This window comes from Microbacterium sp. (assembly GCF_035556355.1).
Taxonomy (GTDB): Bacteria; Actinomycetota; Actinomycetes; order Actinomycetales; family Microbacteriaceae; genus Microbacterium.
This window is the reverse complement of record NZ_DATMFG010000021.1, coordinates 1-16,251: the sequence shown is the minus strand read 5'-3', so window position 1 is coordinate 16,251 and position 16,251 is coordinate 1. Positions and strand designations below refer to the sequence as shown.

16 protein-coding genes are annotated in these 16,251 nt (G+C 68.7%); 12 read left to right on the top strand and 4 right to left on the bottom strand.

The genetic code is table 11. The features are described 5' to 3' along the window. Positions 1 to 44: 44 nt before the first annotated feature. The 11 genes from VNR19_RS04590 to VNR19_RS04540 all read left to right on the top strand — a co-directional run bounded on the left by VNR19_RS04590 (position 45) and on the right by VNR19_RS04540 (position 11,775). Positions 45 to 1,541, top strand: coding sequence for a sugar ABC transporter ATP-binding protein (locus VNR19_RS04590; protein ID WP_325724359.1), 1,497 nt, complete (start codon positions 45 to 47; stop codon positions 1,539 to 1,541). After that, complete coding sequence (locus VNR19_RS04585) at positions 1,541 to 2,560, top strand: ABC transporter permease (RefSeq protein WP_325724357.1); 1,020 nt, start codon at positions 1,541 to 1,543, stop codon at positions 2,558 to 2,560. Before VNR19_RS04590 ends, VNR19_RS04585 begins: the two co-directional genes overlap by 1 nt. After that, a complete protein-coding gene (locus VNR19_RS04580; protein WP_325724355.1) occupies positions 2,557 to 3,678 on the top strand; it encodes an ABC transporter permease in 1,122 nt (373 codons plus the stop codon). Before VNR19_RS04585 ends, VNR19_RS04580 begins: the two co-directional genes overlap by 4 nt. After that, entirely contained in the window at positions 3,675 to 4,676 is a 1,002-nt protein-coding gene (locus VNR19_RS04575) for a dihydroxyacetone kinase subunit DhaK (RefSeq protein WP_325724353.1), read from the top strand. The genes VNR19_RS04580 and VNR19_RS04575 overlap by 4 nt, the downstream gene beginning before the upstream one ends. A gap of 1 nt (position 4,677) precedes the next feature. Then, entirely contained in the window at positions 4,678 to 5,298 is a 621-nt protein-coding gene (locus VNR19_RS04570) for a DAK2 domain-containing protein (RefSeq protein WP_325724351.1), read from the top strand. Between the two features lie 57 nt (positions 5,299 to 5,355). Then, on the top strand, positions 5,356 to 6,162 hold the full coding sequence (locus tag VNR19_RS04565) for a BtpA/SgcQ family protein (RefSeq protein ID WP_325724349.1): 807 nt from the start codon (positions 5,356 to 5,358) through the stop codon (positions 6,160 to 6,162). 2 nt (positions 6,163 to 6,164) lie between these two features. Beyond that, entirely contained in the window at positions 6,165 to 7,652 is a 1,488-nt protein-coding gene (locus tag VNR19_RS04560; RefSeq protein WP_325724347.1) for an FGGY-family carbohydrate kinase, read from the top strand. Then, on the top strand, positions 7,649 to 8,764 hold the full coding sequence (locus tag VNR19_RS04555; RefSeq protein ID WP_325724345.1) for an aminopeptidase: 1,116 nt from the start codon (positions 7,649 to 7,651) through the stop codon (positions 8,762 to 8,764). The genes VNR19_RS04560 and VNR19_RS04555 overlap by 4 nt, the downstream gene beginning before the upstream one ends. Before the next feature lie 55 nt (positions 8,765 to 8,819). Beyond that, positions 8,820 to 9,830 carry an alcohol dehydrogenase catalytic domain-containing protein gene (locus tag VNR19_RS04550; protein ID WP_325724343.1) on the top strand — a complete coding sequence of 337 codons (1,011 nt, stop codon included), beginning with the start codon at positions 8,820 to 8,822 and terminating at the stop codon, positions 9,828 to 9,830. Positions 9,831 to 9,903: 73 nt separating this feature from the next. Further along, entirely contained in the window at positions 9,904 to 10,371 is a 468-nt protein-coding gene (locus VNR19_RS04545) for a pyridoxamine 5'-phosphate oxidase family protein (RefSeq protein WP_325032985.1), read from the top strand. A 129-nt stretch (positions 10,372 to 10,500) separates the two neighbouring features. Beyond that, positions 10,501 to 11,775 carry a M23 family metallopeptidase gene (locus tag VNR19_RS04540; RefSeq protein WP_325724340.1) on the top strand — a complete coding sequence of 425 codons (1,275 nt, stop codon included), beginning with the start codon at positions 10,501 to 10,503 and terminating at the stop codon, positions 11,773 to 11,775. 14 nt (positions 11,776 to 11,789) lie between these two features. On the opposite strand, the gene VNR19_RS04535 is transcribed toward VNR19_RS04540, so the two are convergent. After that, on the bottom strand, positions 11,790 to 12,059 hold the full coding sequence (locus VNR19_RS04535) for a hypothetical protein (protein ID WP_325724338.1): 270 nt from the start codon (positions 12,057 to 12,059) through the stop codon (positions 11,790 to 11,792). A gap of 362 nt (positions 12,060 to 12,421) precedes the next feature. Between VNR19_RS04535 and VNR19_RS04530 the strand changes: the two genes are divergently transcribed. After that, positions 12,422 to 14,581, top strand: a complete 2,160-nt coding sequence (locus VNR19_RS04530) for an alpha/beta hydrolase-fold protein (RefSeq protein ID WP_325724336.1) — start codon at positions 12,422 to 12,424, stop codon at positions 14,579 to 14,581. A gap of 88 nt (positions 14,582 to 14,669) precedes the next feature. Here VNR19_RS04530 and VNR19_RS04525 read toward each other — a convergent pair whose 3' ends face one another. The 3 genes from VNR19_RS04525 to VNR19_RS04515 are packed head-to-tail and all read right to left on the bottom strand — an operon-like array spanning position 14,670 to position 15,969. After that, on the bottom strand, positions 14,670 to 15,050 hold the full coding sequence (locus VNR19_RS04525; protein ID WP_325724334.1) for a hypothetical protein: 381 nt from the start codon (positions 15,048 to 15,050) through the stop codon (positions 14,670 to 14,672). Positions 15,051 to 15,063: 13 nt separating this feature from the next. Beyond that, a complete protein-coding gene (locus tag VNR19_RS04520; protein WP_325724332.1) occupies positions 15,064 to 15,363 on the bottom strand; it encodes a hypothetical protein in 300 nt (99 codons plus the stop codon). Between the two features lie 33 nt (positions 15,364 to 15,396). Then, on the bottom strand, positions 15,397 to 15,969 hold the full coding sequence (locus tag VNR19_RS04515) for a YdeI/OmpD-associated family protein (protein ID WP_325032991.1): 573 nt from the start codon (positions 15,967 to 15,969) through the stop codon (positions 15,397 to 15,399). Positions 15,970 to 16,251 lie beyond the last annotated feature (282 nt).

Below are 16,251 nucleotides of genomic sequence, written 5' to 3'. Positions count from 1 at the left end.
GCAGATGCGCTCCCGCGCGGCGACTCGAAGGAGATCGCACACTCATGAGTCCCGCGCACACGGTCCTCGAGGTGCGCGACATCGTCAAGACGTACGGCGGTGTGCGCGCACTCGGCGGAGTGTCGCTCAGCCTCGAAGCCGGCGAGGTGCATTGCCTCGCCGGTGAGAACGGCAGCGGCAAGTCGACCCTCATCAAGATCATCAGCGGTGTCGAAAGGCCCGACTCCGGCACCATCACGATCGACGGTGAGACCCACACCCACACGACACCGACCGGCGCCATCCGCGCCGGCATCCAGGTGATCTACCAGGACTTCTCCCTCTTCCCCAACCTGACGGCCGCCGAGAACATCGCCATGCTGAGCGAGCTCGCGGACCGCCGCAAGCTCTCCTCGCGCCGCCGCATCCGCGCGGCCGCGGAGCGCATCGTCGCCGACCTCGGCCTGAACATCGATCTCGACGCCGATGTCGAGCATCTCTCGGTCGCGGATCGCCAGCTCATCGCCATCTGCCGCGCGCTGGTCGGCGAGGCGCGAGTGCTCATCATGGACGAGCCGACGACTGCGCTGACCCACTCGGAGGTCAAGCGCCTGTTCACGATCGTGCGCCGGCTCCAGGACCGCGGCGTCGCCGTCGTGTTCGTCAGCCACAAGCTCGACGAAGTGCTGCAGATCTCGCAGCGCGTCACCGTGCTGCGCAACGGCGAGGTGGTCGAGTCCGGCCTCGCATCCGAGTACACGGGCCGCGCGATCGCCAAGGCGATGACCGGCCGCGACGTCAGCGAGGAGCGGCTCGTCGACGAGCTTCCCGACGGCCGGGAGCCGCTGATGGTCGTCGAGGGCCTCGGCCGCAAGGGCGCGTTCGCCGACGTCAGCTTCACTCTCCGGCCTGGCGAGATCCTCGGCATCACCGGCCTCCTCGGCTCCGGTCGCAGCGAGATCGCCGAGGCGATCTTCGGAGTCGCCCCCGCCGACACGGGCACCGTGACGATCGGCGGTCGCACCCGCCGCATCCGCTCGATCAAGGATGCCGTCCGAGCCGGCATCGGATACGTTCCCGAGGATCGCCTCACGCAGGGTCTGTTCCTCGAGAAGTCCATCGCCGACAACATGGTCGCGGCGTCGCTCGACTCGTACCGCAACAAGGCGTTCCTCCTGGACGGCAAGCGCATCGCCCGGTCGATGGCCGACCTGTTCCGGCGGCTCCGGATCAAGGCGCCCAACGTGCAGGCGCCCGTGCGCAGCCTCTCGGGCGGAAACGCGCAGCGGGTCGTCATCGCGAAGTGGCTCGATCGCAAGCCGAACATCCTGATGCTGAACGGGCCGACCGTCGGCGTCGACATCGGCTCGAAGGAGGAGATCTTCGCGATCCTCCGCGAGCAGGCCGCGAACGGCATGGGAATCATCGTCATCTCGGACGACATCCCCGAGCTCGTGTCGAGCTGCCACCGCGTGCTCATCGTGCGCGCGGGGCACGTCGTGGCGGAGGTCGTCGGCGACGACATCGACGTGGACGGCATTCAGGAAAGGATGACCGCCTGATGGACATTCTCCGTCGTCTGCGTGGGGCGAACAACGAAGGCGTGCTCGCCGCGGTGATCATCGTCGTGGCCATCGCCATGGCGCTCGCGAGCCCGGCGTTCTTCACGCCCAGCACCTTCTTCGGCCTCGTCCGCAGCTCCCTCGTGCCGCTGATCTTCGCGCTCGGCGTGCTGCTGGTCATGATCTCGGGCGGGATCGACGTCTCGTTCCCCGCCATCGCGATCTTCGCGGCGTACACCACCGTGCAATGGTCCTCGCAGGCGAGCTTCGACCCCACGCTCGTCGGGATCTTCGCGATCGCGATCGTGATCGGCGCCCTGTGGGGCCTCGTCAACGGCGTGGTGATCGCGCGGTTCCGGCTTCCCACGCTGATCGTGACCCTCGGAACCCAGGGGATCATCAAGGGGATCCTGCTCACCTACATCGGCTCCGCCTACATCTCGGCGGCCAAGCTCCCCCCGAGCATCTCGGATGCCGGCGACGCCCACCTCGTCGACATCCCCGGGGCCGGCTACCTGCACGGAATGCTCATCCCGGTCGTGATCGTCGTCGTCGCGGTGTGGTGGATGCTCAAGCACACGACCTTCGGGCGCAGCATCTTCGCGATCGGCGGCGACATCGAGGCGGCTCGCCGGGTCGGCATCAAAGTCGTGCGCACGCAGATCCTCCTGTACGTGCTCGTCGGCGCGCTCGCCGCGTTCGGCGGCGTCATCTCGGTGATCCTCGGCAAGAATGCAAACCCGCAGTCCCTCGTCGGCACCGAGCTGGACATCATCGCCGCGGTCGTCCTCGGCGGAGCGTCCATCTTCGGCGGGCGCGGCTCGGTGTTCGGGACGGTGCTCGGCGTCGTCCTCGTGCAGCTGATCAACAACAACCTCGTGCTCATCGGCATCCCCAGCACGTGGCAGCGCGCCGCGGTCGGCGCTCTGCTCATCATCGGCGTCAGCATCCAGGCGCTGGCCGCGCTGCGCGACCGCCGAAAGCCCGTCCTGCTCGAAGAGGAGGTGAGCCGAGCATGAGCGATCTCGGTTCGAACGGCCTGCGCACGGCCAACAGCAGACTCGACGGCGCGGTGCGCAGCGTCATCGACCGCGTCCACCTCCAGCGCGGCGCGGGCCGCATGGTGATCCTGCTGGTGGTCACCTTCCTGCTCTTCGCCGCGCTCAATCCGCGTGTGTTCCTGAACCCCGTCAACCTGCAGAACATCATGGTCGGGGCGCCCGAGATCGGGCTGATCTCGCTCGCGATGATGATCGCGATGCTCACCGGCGGCATCGACCTGTCGGTCGTGGCGATCGCGAACATGGCGGCGATCACGGTGTCGTCGCTGTACACGCTGGTGGCCGCCACCTCCGGGCCCGAGACCGCCGAGGCGATGTCCGGGCTGATCATCCTCGCGGGGATCGCCATGGGTGCGCTGCTCGGCGCGGTCAACGGCGTGCTCGTCAGCGTCGTCGGCGTCACGCCGATCCTCACCACGCTCGGCACTATGCAGCTCTTCAACGGGCTGGCGCTCGTGTGGACGGGCGGAGTGACGATCTCGGGGGCTCCGACGGTGCTCACCACCATCGGCAAGACGACGCTCATCGGCATCCCGGTGCTCTTCCTCGTGCTGATCGTCGCCGCGATCGTCCTGGCCCTCGTCATCGATCGCACCCCGATCGGCCGCAAGGTGCAGCTGCAGGGCGCCAACCCGGCCGCGGCACGCTACTCCGGCATCAGCGCACGGTCGACGCTGATGCTCACGTACACGGTGAGCGGCCTGCTCGGCGCGCTCGCGGGCCTGGTGTTCCTCGCCCGCAACCCCTCGGCGAGTGCCGACTACGGGTCGAGCTATGTCCTGCTCGCGATCGTGATCGCGGTGCTGGGCGGCACGAACCCGAACGGCGGCTTCGCGACCGTCCTCGGCGTCGTCCTCGCGACGCTCACGCTGCAGGTCGTCTCCAGCGGGTTCACCGCGATGCGCCTGTCCGCGTACGAGTACGCCATCGCGCAGGGCGTCCTGCTCATCGCCGTCATGGTGTTCGACCAGATCAACTTCAGGCGACGCAGGCGATCACCGCTGCCTGCCCCGCCGGCGTCGAGCGAGACCGTCGCCATCGCCACCGAGCGTCGCAGAAAGGACACAGGAGAATGAGGAAGATCATCAACGCCCCCGAGGCGTTCGTCGACGAGTTCGTCGAGGGCATCCTGCTGGCGCACCCCGACCTGGTGAAGACGCCGGGCGATGATCTGCGGGTGCTGGTGCGCGCCGACGCACCCCAGCAGGGCAAGGTCGGCATCGTCACCGGCGGCGGCTCCGGCCACCTCCCCCTCTTCAAGGGGTACGTGGGCAAGGGCCTTTGCTCGGGCGTCGCAATCGGCAACGTGTTCAGCTCGCCCAGCTCGCAGCAGATCTTCGAGGCGACGAAGGCCGTGGACGGCGGCGCGGGCGTGCTGTACCTGTACGGCAACTACGGCGGAGACGTCTTCAACTTCGACCTGTCCGTCGACCTCGCCGAGCTCGACGACATCCCGACGCGCACGGTGCTCGGCCGCGACGACGTCGCGAGCCAGCCGAAGGAGCGCAAGCAGGACCGCCGCGGCGTCGCGGGCATCTTCTTCGCGTACAAGGCCGCCGGAGCGGCGGCCGAGCGCGGCGACACCCTCGACGAGGTCGCGGCCGTCGCCGAGGACGTCGTCGAGCACACCGCGACGATGGGCATCGGTCTCGCGCCCACCATCCTTCCCACGACGGGTCAGCCGAGCTTCGAGCTGCCCGACGGCGAGATGGAGATCGGCATCGGGATCCACGGCGAGCCCGGCATCCGCCGCGGCCCCCTCGAAACCGCCGACGAGATCGCCGAGCACATCGTGCAGGCCCTCGTCGACGATCTGGAGCTCACCTCCGGCGCCCGCGTCGCGGTGCTCGTGAACGGCATGGGCGCGACTCCTCTCGAGGAGCTGTACGTGCTGTACCGCAAGACGCACCAGATCCTCAGCGGGCTCGGCATCGAGATCGCCAAGAGCTACGTCGGCGAGTACGCGACGAGTCTCGAGATGGCCGGCGCGTCGATCTCGCTGCTGGAGCTGAACGACCAGCGGCTGGAGCTGCTGAACGCACCGGCGAAGTCCCCGTTCTTCGAGGAGGCCTGACATGGATGCGACCGACCTCAACGAGCACATCCGCCGGAGCCTCGCGCTCCTGATCGAGTCCGCCGACGAGCTGCGCGACCTGGATCAGCAGCTCGGAGACGGCGACCTCGGCATCACGGTCTCGGCCGGCTCGACTGCCGTCATCGGCGCGCTCGAGCAGCTTCCGGCCGACGCGACGCCCGCCGAGATCGCGAAGGCGACCGCCAAGGCCTTCGCGAACGCCAACCCGTCCACCATGGCCGCGCTCGTCGCGGGCGCGCTCCTCGCGGGATCTCGCGTGTGGGCCGACAAGACCGAGATCGCGATCGCCGACGCGCAGGCGTTCGCGGCGGCCGCCGCAGACAGCATCGCGCAGCGCGGCAAGACCCAGCTGGGCGACAAGACGATCTACGACGGGCTCGTGGCGGTCGCCGAGGCTCTCGTCGATCAGACGGATGCCGACACCGCCGTCGACGCGGCCGTGACCGCCGCCGCGGATGCGGTCGAGCGCACCAAGAACCTGCAGTCCCGCCGCGGCCGTGCCTCGTGGCTGCAGGAGCGCAGCATCGGCATCGCCGACCCGGGCGCCACAGCGCTGCTCCGCTTCACCGAGGCCTGGCGCACCGCGCGCCGATCGGGCTGACACGCCTCATCCCAGACCCCATCCCCAACCAAGCAACACCTAAGGCGGTAACCCTCTGTGAGTACCTGGCTCGACGACGTCTTCCCCGTGACCAAGCCGATCATCGGCATGTGCCACCTGCCCGCTCTCCCGGGCGACCCCGCGTACGACAAGAACAGCGGCATGGACGCCATCATCGCCCACGCGCGGCACGAGATCACGGCCCTCCAGGAGGGCGGCGTCGACGGCATCCTGATCTCGAACGAGTTCAGCCTGCCCTACCTGACCGAGACCGAGCCGATCACCGCCATCAGCATGGCGCGCGTCATCGGCGAGATCCGCAGCGAGCTCTCCGTTCCCTTCGGCGTGAACGTCCTGTGGGACGCCGTGCGCTCGATCGACCTCGCCGTCGCGACGGGAGCCGCGTTCGTGCGCGAGATCTTCACGGGCGTCTATGCGAGCGACTTCGGCCTGTGGAACACGAACGTCGGCAAGACCGCGCGGCACCGTCAGGCGGTGTCGGGCGGCGACGTGCGGCTGCTGTTCAACATCGTCCCGGAGGCCGCCGCGTACGTGGCGGAGCGCGACCTCGCGCAGCTGACCCGTTCGACCGTCTTCAACTGCGTGCCCGACGGCCTCTGCGTCTCGGGGCTCACCGCCGGCGCCCCGACCGACACGTCCACCCTGAAGATCGTGAAGGAGCACGCAGGCTGCACGCCCGTGTTCGTCAACACCGGCGTTCGGCCCGACACGCTCGCGGAGAGCATGAAGTTCGCCGACGCGGGCATCGTGGGCACCTTCTTCAAGAAGGACGGCAAGTTCGAGAACGACGTGGACAAGGCGCGTGTCGAAGACCTCATGAGCGTCGCAAGGAGCGTGCGCTGAGGATGTTCCTCGGGATCGACATCGGCACGTTCGAGAGCAAGGGCGTGCTGGTTGACAGCACCGGGACGGTGATCGCCGAAGCCCGGCGGCGCCACGGCATCTCCACGCCCGAGCCCGGCCATGTCGAGCAGGATCCTGAAGCTGTGTGGTGGGCGGACGTCACCGCCATCGCCCGTGAGCTCACGGCCCACCCCGCCGCGGCGCAGATCGCCGGGGTGGGCGTGAGCGCGATCGGCCCTTGCGTGGTGGCGACCGACGCCGAGCTCCGACCGCTGCGCCCCGCGATCCTGTACGGGATCGACACGCGTGCGACCGCGCAGATCGAGAGCCTCACCGCTCGGCTGGGCGCCGACGAGATCGTCCGGAGGGCGGGCAACTCGCTCACGAGTCAGTCGGCCGGGCCGAAGATCGCGTGGCTGAAAGACGAGGAGCCGGATGTCTGGAGCCGAGCGCGCTGGTTCATGACGAGCCAGTCGTGGCTCGTCGCGATGCTGACCGGCGAGGTCACGATCGATCACGCGACGGCCGGCTACTTCCATCCGCTGTACGACATCGCACGCGGCGCATGGGACACGAGCGGCTGCGAGGACTTCATCGACGAGACGCGCCTCCCCCGCGTCGCATGGAGCGCCGACATCGCCGGCACCGTGACCGCCGAGGCGGCGGCGGCCACGGGCATCCGTGAGGGCACTCCCGTGGTGCTCGGCACGACAGACTCCCCGGCCGAGGCCGTGGGCTCCGGCGTCGTGGGCGAGGGCGAGCTCATGGCGATGTACGGGTCGAGCGGCTACTTCATCCGCGTCGGCGACCGGCTGCGCGTGGGCGACGACCTCTGGTCGGCCCCGTTCGTGTTCGAGGACACCTACGTGCTCGCAGCGGGAACCTCGACCGCCGGAACCGCGACGCGGTGGATCGCGGATCTGCTCGACATCACGGCGGATCGCGACGAGGACACGTTCTCGACTCTGATCGCGCTGGCTTCCGAATCCGAGCCCGGCGCGCGCGGACTGCTCGCGCTGCCCCACTTCGCAGGCGAGCGCACTCCGTTCCAGGACCCGGCGAGCCGCGGCGTGCTCATGGGTCTCGGGCTCGAACACACCCGCTCCGATGTCGCCCGAGCGGTGCTGGAGGGTGTCGGCCACTCGATCGCGGCCGCGATCCTCTCCTTCCGCTCGGCCGACGCCCCGATCGACCGCGTGGTCGCGATCGGCGGGGCGACGAAGAATCCGTACATCATCGGCACCGTGTCGACCGTGACGGGTCTCACGCAGGTCGTCGCGGACACCCCCGGAGCGTCCTTCGGAGACGCGTTCCTCGCGGCACTCGGCGTCGGAGCGGTCGGCGCGCCGACGGATGCGCGCGCATGGGTGCGCGAACGGAACCCGGTGCGACCGGACTCCGCGACGCAGGCCGCCCTCACCGCCGACCACGACGACTACATGGCGCTCTACCGCGCTTTGGCTCCCCTTCAGCACGGACGGGCACGATGACCAGCAGCACGATCGAGTGGAGCCGCATCGCGGCTCTCGTCGCCGACGGTGTCGGCGTCACCCGGGGCGACAAGGTGTCGGTGTTCGTCACCGACAGCTCCGCGATGGATGCCGTGGCCGGATTCGTCGACGAGTGCTGGCGACGCGGCGCGGTTCCGCAGGTCGTCTCGACCGATGAGCGGTTCGACGAGAGCGCCCTGCGCTGGGCGGACTCCTCGGTGCTCGAGCAGGCGCCGCCGCTCGAGGTCGCGGCGATGGAGTGGTCGGACGTGCATGTCTCCTTCCGCGCCATGACGTCGCCCGTCGTGGACGCCGACCCCGCGCGCATCGCCGCACACCGGCACGGTCGCGGAATCGTCTCGACGCTCCGCTGGCAGAACACCCGGTGGGCGCTCGTCCGGGTTCCCACGCCGACGTGGGCGGCCGAGACCGGGCTCGACTATGGACGCCTGCTCGCCGAATGGGCCGCCTCGTTCGACGCGGACTGGTCGGAGGCGGCTGAGCGCATGGGCGCCCTGTGCGATCGGCTCGCGCGCACGCGCACGGTCGTGATCGAGGACGAATGGGGCCGTCTCGAGCTCCCCGTCGCCGGCCGGCGCTGGGTCGCCTTCTCTGGCGAGGCGAACTGGCCCGACGGTGAGATCGCGACCGCGCCCGTCGAGCACGGCGTGAGCGGCACGATCCGATTCCCGGGCGTCTTCTATTTCGCGGGTGTGCGGGTGCGCGATCTGGAACTCACCTTCGAGAACGGCCAGGTCGTACGCGAGACCGCATCCGAGGGGCTCGAGCTTGTCACCCGGCTGCTCGACACCGACGCCGGAGCGCGGCGCGTCGGGGAGCTCGGAATCGGCACGAACGCCGCTCTGGCGACCCCGACGGGCGACCTGCTCATCGACGAGAAGATCCTCGGCACCGTCCACATCGCACTCGGGCGGGCCTACCCGCAGTGCGGTGGCGTGAACGAGTCCGCCCTGCACTGGGACATCGTCAAAGACCTCCGCCCGACTGCCGGGAGCGGCTCGCTCGCTGTCGACGGCGAGTGGCTCATCCGAGACGGAGTCGTGCAGCAGGCACTGGCGGATGCCTCGGTCGCCCGGCCTCTGGACGCCTGAAGCGCTGCACTCCCCCGGCCGCGACCGGCCGACGACCGACCATGAGGAAAGAGACATGTACGCGAACGAACTCGACACGCCGGCACCGCTGACGCAGCATCCGCTTCGCTGGCGGGAGACCGCCACGCCCGCCCCCGGACCAGGGCAGGTTCTCATCGAGGTCGTCGGCTGCGGCGTCTGCCGGTCCAACCTGCACATGATCGAGGGTGACTGGGTGGCTGCCGGCGTACCTGCGATCAGCCCCATCGTCCCGGGTCACGAGGTGACCGGACGCATCGCCGCGCTCGGCGACGGCGTGACCGGCTTCTCCGTCGGCGACCCGGTCGGCGTCCAGCCGCTGTGGTGGACGTGCGAGGAGTGCGAGTTCTGCACGAGCGACCGCGAGCACCTGTGCCACCGGCGCCTCATCACCGGCGAGCACGTCGACGGCGGCTACGGCGAGTTCATGCTCGCGACGGCCGCGCACACGTATCGCGTGCCGGAGAACCTCGACCTGGCGGATGCCGCACCGCTCTTCTGCCCCGGCATCACGGGGTACGGGGCCGTGAAGAAGCTCGACGTCGGTCCCGGCCAGCGTGTCGGCGTGTTCGGCCTGGGCGGCGTCGGCCACCTCGCGCTGCAGTTCGCGCTGCTGACCGGTGCGGAGGTCGTCGCCGTCGCACGCGGCGCGGACCATCTCGCCGTCGCACACGAGCTCGGCGCGCACGAGACGGTCGATGCATCCGCCGTCGATCCCGGGGAGGCGCTCGAAGACTCGCTCGATGCCGCCGTCACCTTCGCCCCGTCGGATGCCGTGACCGCGCAGGCGCTGCGTGCCCTCAAGTGGGGAGGCACTCTCGTCAGCGGCGTGCCTGTCTCGGTCGAGGGGTTCCCCTTCAACAAGGAGCAGGTCATCAAGGCGTCCATCCTCGGGTCGCGCCGCGACATGGAGGAAGTGCTCCGCCTGGCGTCCGAGGGGAAGGTGCGCACGGTGGTCGACCGGTTCGAGATGTCGCGCGCCGAAGAGGCCCTCACGCTGCTCGCGCAGGGGCGGCTGCGCTCACGCGCAGTCCTCGTGAACGGCTGATCCCGCCGCCACGGGACCTTCGACCCCGTGGCGCTCGAGGCTGCGGCGCATCGTGGTGTGCGAGGAGGCAGAGATGTTCACGAACCCCGCATCGTCGCGGATCGATGAGGTCGTCGAGATCCTGACCGAGGAGCAGTGCTGGAACCTGCTCGACCGGTGCGAGCTGGGTCGCCTTGCGGTGGTCGCCGACGGAGACCCCGAGATCTTCCCCGTGAACTACGTCACGGACGGTCCGCACGTGCTCTTCCGCACCGCCCCGGGCACGAAGCTGGAGCGGCTCTCCGAGAGCCCGCGCGTCGCGTTCGAGGTCGACGAGTACGACGACACGCACGCCGCGAGCGTCGTCCTCAAGGGCGTCGCCCACCGCCTGACGCTTCAGAGCGAGATCGACGCCGCCGAGGCGCTCGCGCTCGAGTCGTGGATCCCGACCCTCAAGTACCGGTGGGTGCGGATCACCGCAACCCAGGTCTCGGGCAGGCGATTCGCGCGCGGCAAGGAGCCCGAGCGCTATCGCGCGTCGCGCGAGGAGCCGGGCGCCTAGACGAGACTGCGAGTCGGTCTCGTCTTCGACGAAGCGCACCTGACCTCCGATTCTGCAATGGGAGTACCCTGCGACTGAGCGTGCGACCCACGCATCCGCGCACTGGGGACGGATCATTCGCGAGGAATCATGGTCGACAACCGGACGCCCACACGTGTCAACGCGCGGCTGAGCCTCATTCTGGCCGCCGTCGCAACCCTCGTCGGGTGCACGGTGGGTCCCGCCGCGAATCCCGCCCCGACGGCGACATCGGCACCGCCGGCATCGTCGAGCGAAGGCCTCGACCCGGACACGACCTTCACACCGGTCATCGCCTCGATGCTCACCACTCCGAGACCCGTGATGGGCACGGACGAGAGACTCCACCTGGCGTACGAGTTCCTCTTGACGAACGCCACCTCCGCGCCGTTCGAGCTGGAAGGGATCGAGGTCGTCGACTCTCGCACCCAGGCGAGTCTGCGCACGGTCGGCACGGAAGAGCTGCCTCGCACGGTGACCAGGCTCGGAGAGTCCGCCGGCGGGGTTCCGGGAACCGGAAGCGTGCTGCTTCGACCGTCCGAGACCTGGATCGCGTGGATGGACGTCCAGCTCGAAGGCGATGAGATCCCGGCTGAGATCGAGCACCGGCTCATCGGCAGCATCGACGGCCGGAACGGCCCCGTCTCGTTCGAGGCAGCCGTCGGAACCTCCCCCGTCGACGACCGACCCGCGCCCACGGTCGGCGTGCCCGTCACCGACGGCATCTGGTACATGAGCGAGGGATGCTGCTTCGACGACACCCACCACCGGCGCGGGTTCGCCCCAGTCAATGGCCAGGGCCTGGTGCCGCAACGGTTCGCGATCGACTTCTACCTGCTCGACGAAGACGGACGGACGTGGGAGGGCGACCCGAGCGACATCACGAGCTACTTCACATACCGTCAGCCGATCATCGCGGCCACGGCCGGCACCGTGGTCAAGGCGATGGACGGCGTGCCCAACTCCACGTCGATGCCGGAGCCCCCGCCCATTCCTCCGATCCAGGAGACGGTCGGAAATCACGTCGTGATCGAGATCGAAGAGGGTCTCTACGCGCTCTACGGCCATATGGATCCCGGATCGGTGCGGGTCGCGGTCGGCGATCGGGTCGAACGCGGTCAGGAGCTCGGACTGATCGGGAGCAGCGGCAACTCGACCACGCCCCACCTGCATTTCCACCTGCAGAGCACGCCGACGTTCTTCCCGTCAGACGGCATCCCGTACGAGTTCGACGAGTTCGAGCTGCTGGGGACGATCACCGAACGGCTATGGGATGACAACCTCGGGCTCGAGTCGGATGGGCTGCTGCCGTTCGAGCGAGTGGAGCCAAGCATCCGGCGCAATCAGCTGCCCCTCGACCGAACGGTGATCCGCGTTGGACCGTAGGCGCCGCGATGCGGCTACCAGACGATGCCGCCGCCCGCCGAGATTCCGGCCCACGTGAGCAGGACGAAGATCGCGGCGAACACGACGGGCGCGATGCCCTTGCCTTCGCGCGCGAGTCCTTTGAGGAGTGCGATCACGGTGAGGACGGCCGCGACGATCGAGAGGCCGCCACCCAGGATCAGCCCGATGAACAGCGGGATCGGCATGAGCACGAGCCCGGCCAGACCGAACCAGAAAGCTGCCCAGGCGGTCGGGTTGCTGCGGCGTGGGGCGGTAGAAGACATGCCTCCATCATGTCGCCTTCTGCGGAACCCGGTCGTCGGCGAGCGTTGACTGCTCGCCCGCGGGAGGGATCGCCCCCGGTGCGTCCTGGTTCGCGCCGCGGCATCCGCACTCATGTACAACGTTGGAATTTTCTCATGACCTTCGATGGTCAAAGCGGCCACTATGGGTGATGTGGGAATTTACGACGTTGTAAACCGCCACATGCGGAGCTTCGTCGACCTTCCGCCCCCTGGTTCGCCCCTCGGGCGAGCGCGCGCTTCCGCATGACGCGGGCGCGAGGTTACACGAGAGGAAATCGAAGGTGATTCTGACAGATCGAAGGCGGGGCACCGAAAGGCACTCCCGTCGTGCAGTGGTGGCGATGACCGCTGCAGCCGCGTTGGGCGCGTCCACGCTCCTCGCGGCGCAGCCGGCCGCAGCCGCCGAGGACACCTGGGTGGCCGAGATCGACAACGTCGTCTCGGACGTCTACCAGTTCACGGTCCCCAACTCGGCGATCGAGCCGGCGACCGGCATCACGGGCGCGGTCGTCGCGGTCGAGGGCAACTTCGCTCCGGGCAAGACCTGGACGACCCTGAACATGGGGCAGAACGGAGCCAATTGGACCTCGACCATCGGCCCGCTCGAGCCCGGCTTGTACTACTACCAGTACTCGGCACGGCCATCGTGGGGCGAGGACGCCATCCCGTTCCGGAACCCCGCCAGTCCGCAGGAGGTGACCTCGAAGCCGACGTGGAACACGCTGTTCGTCGACGGCCCGGGCGCTGAGTGGCTCGCGGATGTGCCGAACGGCGGCAACCTCGAGGAGCTCGCCTACAAGGGCACCGCAGGCGCCGAACGCTCGGCCCTGGTGTGGACCCCTCCCGGGTATGACCAGAACCGCTCGGAGCCGTACCCGGTGCTGTATCTCCTGCAGGACGAGGGCCAGAGCTATCGCGAATGGGTCGAGCTCGGGCGGGTGAAGCAGATCCTCGACAACCTGACGGTCAATGGGGACATCGAGCCGGCCGTCGTCGTCATGGGGGACGGCGAGACGGATGAGATCCGCGGCGAGGTCGTCAAGAAGCTCCTCCCCGCCGCGGAGTCGTCCTTCAACATCTCCGGCGATCCCGACGATCGCGCGATCGCCGGGATCGGGCGTGGTGCGGAGCAGGCGCTCAGCCTTCTCGTCAGCGCCACGGGCGAGTTCTCGAAGGTCGGCTCGTTCTCGGGTTACCTCGAGCGCAACGTCGGCAAGGGCAAGGCGCGGCAGATCAACGACGCGACCGACCTCATCCGCCTGTACGTCGGCAACGTCACCGACCCCCGCTACAACGACACTGTCGCGCTCGCGGACAAGCTCGAGCGCGCGGGTGTCGAGTTCCAGTCGGACGGCTCCGACCCCGAGACGGGCGGCACGTGGGACACGTGGCAGAAGGGCCTGCACGACTTCGCACTGCGCGCGTTCGGCGCCCCGGGTGACACGGGGCCGAGCGAGGGCCATCTCCCGCTCGAGCCGCACTCGCTGCCGGCCGCCGGGACCACCCCGACCCCGTGGATCGACGAGAACGGAGTCGTCACGTTCGAGACCGGCACGGAGTTCGCCGACGCGAACAACGTCACGGTGTGGGGCAACTTCGGCCCGGGCGGCAGTTGGCCGCGCACGCCGATGACCAAGCAGGACGACGGCCGCTGGCGTCTGACGATGCCTGTCGAGTCGGGCTCGTACTACTACAAGTTCATCGTCGAGGGCGTCGACCACAAGGACGAGACCAACCCGACGACGGTCTTCTCCGAGCCGAACTGGAGCACGTTCCAGATTCCCGGCGACGACACGCTCCGCGGCGAGTACACGACCCCGCTCGAACCCGAGTCGCGCGGCACCGTCGAGATCATGAGCTACACGAGCACGGCCGCCGGCAACCCCGAGCGCTCCGCGTACGTGTGGACGCCGCCGGACTACGACCCCCAGCGGGAAGAGCCCTACCCGGTGTTCTACCTCCAGCACGGTGGCGGACAGACGTGGACGGACTGGATCGAGGTCGGCTTCGCCGCCCAGATCCTGGACAACCACTACCTCCGGGGCAACATCGAGCCGATGGTGGTCGTGATGGCCAACGGCAACGGCGTGAACTTCCCCAACGAGATCATGCAAGCCATCACGGTGGCCGCCGAGGCGCAGTACAACGTCAGCAGCGACGGCGAGAACCGCGCTCTGGCCGGGCTGTCGCTGGGTTCCGGACACGCCCTCAGCACCCTGTGGGCGTTCCCGGGCGAGTTCGCCTACGTCGGCGCCATGTCGGCGTTCGGCAACGTTCCGGCCAACGCGGATGTCGAGGCGATCAACTCCGGGACCAAGCTGCTGCGCATCTACTCCGGTGACGTCCAGGACTTCACCTATGGAGCGACGCTGACCCTCATCAGCAGCCTGACGAGCCGCGGTGTGGTGCACGAGTTCGCGCCGATCATCCCCGGCCCGCACAGCTGGGACGTGTGGCAGAAGTCGCTGATCGACTTCCTGCCGCGCCTGTTCCAGGACTGACGCGTCAGCCGAGAGTCCGGTCGAAAGGAGGTCCCGTGAGAGTGGGCAGGTTGCCCGCCCTCACGGGGCCCTTCGCTGTCGAGCGGTGTCAACATTCAGCATTCGGCCCGGGTCCGGGCCCCTCCGGATGCGCCAGGTCATAGGCCCGGGAGAGTTTGAGCGGCACGACCATCCGCCACGCGTCGACGACGAACTCGCGCGCCTCACCCGGATCCAGCGCCGCGAGGTCGGACTCGACCCAGTTGAAGCGAAGGTCTGACGGCGCCGGCATCCGGAACTTCTTCGGGTTTCCTCCGACGAGGGCGGCCCGTTCCTCTCGCGGGAACGCGAAACCCATCTGCAGGTTGTCGGCAGAGAACGCGACGTAGACGAGCTGTCCGACCCGGAACTTCAAACGATTCCGCACAGAGACCGGGTAGGACCGCTCCAGCTCCGATCCCAGGTCGAGGACATCTTCCAGCACTGCCATTCGACTTCGCCTCTCAGCGCAACTCCACAGGGAAGAGCTCGGTGCGCGCGACCACCCGATCACGTTCGCTCGCGAGGGCCACACGGTCGGCGTCGGTCACGTAGGCGTCGAGTGCCGCGGCATCCGGGAATCGGTAGAGATGAACCTCGTGGGGCCTGCCCTCCGCGCCGTCGCCCACAGCGCGCTGGATCACCTCGCCACCGTGACGGGGAACGAGCACGAGGACGCGGTCCTCATACGCGGTGAGCCCGGCGGCCTCGCCTTCGCGGGCCCACAGCAGGCAGCACAGGAGAATCTCGTCGCCGTTGCTCACGCGCTGATCCTATGGTCCTCCACACCCGTCGGCTCAGTGGATCGTCTCGCCCCGTCGGAGCATCTCGACGTACTGGGCGACCCGGGCCGCGCGGTTCTCCGGCCGCTTGAGGCTGCTCACGCGGAACGCCATCGCGAACCTGTTCTGCGCGGATTGCGCGGCGAACGCGGCGGCGACGGCCGGGTCGGCGTCGAGCGCCGCCTGGAGCTCGGGCGGGATCTCGCCGTCGCGCTGACGATATGCGGCATCCCAGCGTCCGTCCGCCTTGGCACGGTCGATCTCGCGCTGACCGGCGGGACGCATCCGGCCCTCCTCGATCAGGCGCGTGGCGTGCTGGATGTTGACCTTCGACCACACCCCGCGCGGCCGGCGTGGAGTGAACACCTGCAGGAAGTAATCGGCATCCAGCGCCTGCTTCTGTCCGTCGATCCAGCCGAAGCACAGCGCGGCATCCAGCGCTTCGGCGTAGGTGATGCCCGGCTCCTTCGACGCGGTCTTGCGGATGCGGAGCCTCACCCCATCGGGATCGGGATCCGACTCCAGCCAGCGCTCCCATTCCTCGACGGTGTCGACGTGGAGCACGGGTTTGGCGGAGACGGCGACCATTCTCGAACCGTAACCGCTGCCACGGACACACCGTTCGGGGCCGCGCGGTTCAAAGCTCCCCGGCAGCCGGGGTCGGCGGGTTCGCCGTCCACAGACCGATGGAGACGCCGGTCGGCTCTCTGAAGGTGGCGAACCACCGGTCTGAAGCGCCCTGGGTCTGATGGAGACTCGCGCTATTTGATTCCGACCAGCAGTTCGCGGTCGGCTTGGACAGCATAGAACGCGTTCTCGAACTCGACGGGCGGGACGTCGCCGAGGTAGCCATGGAGACGTTGCGCATTG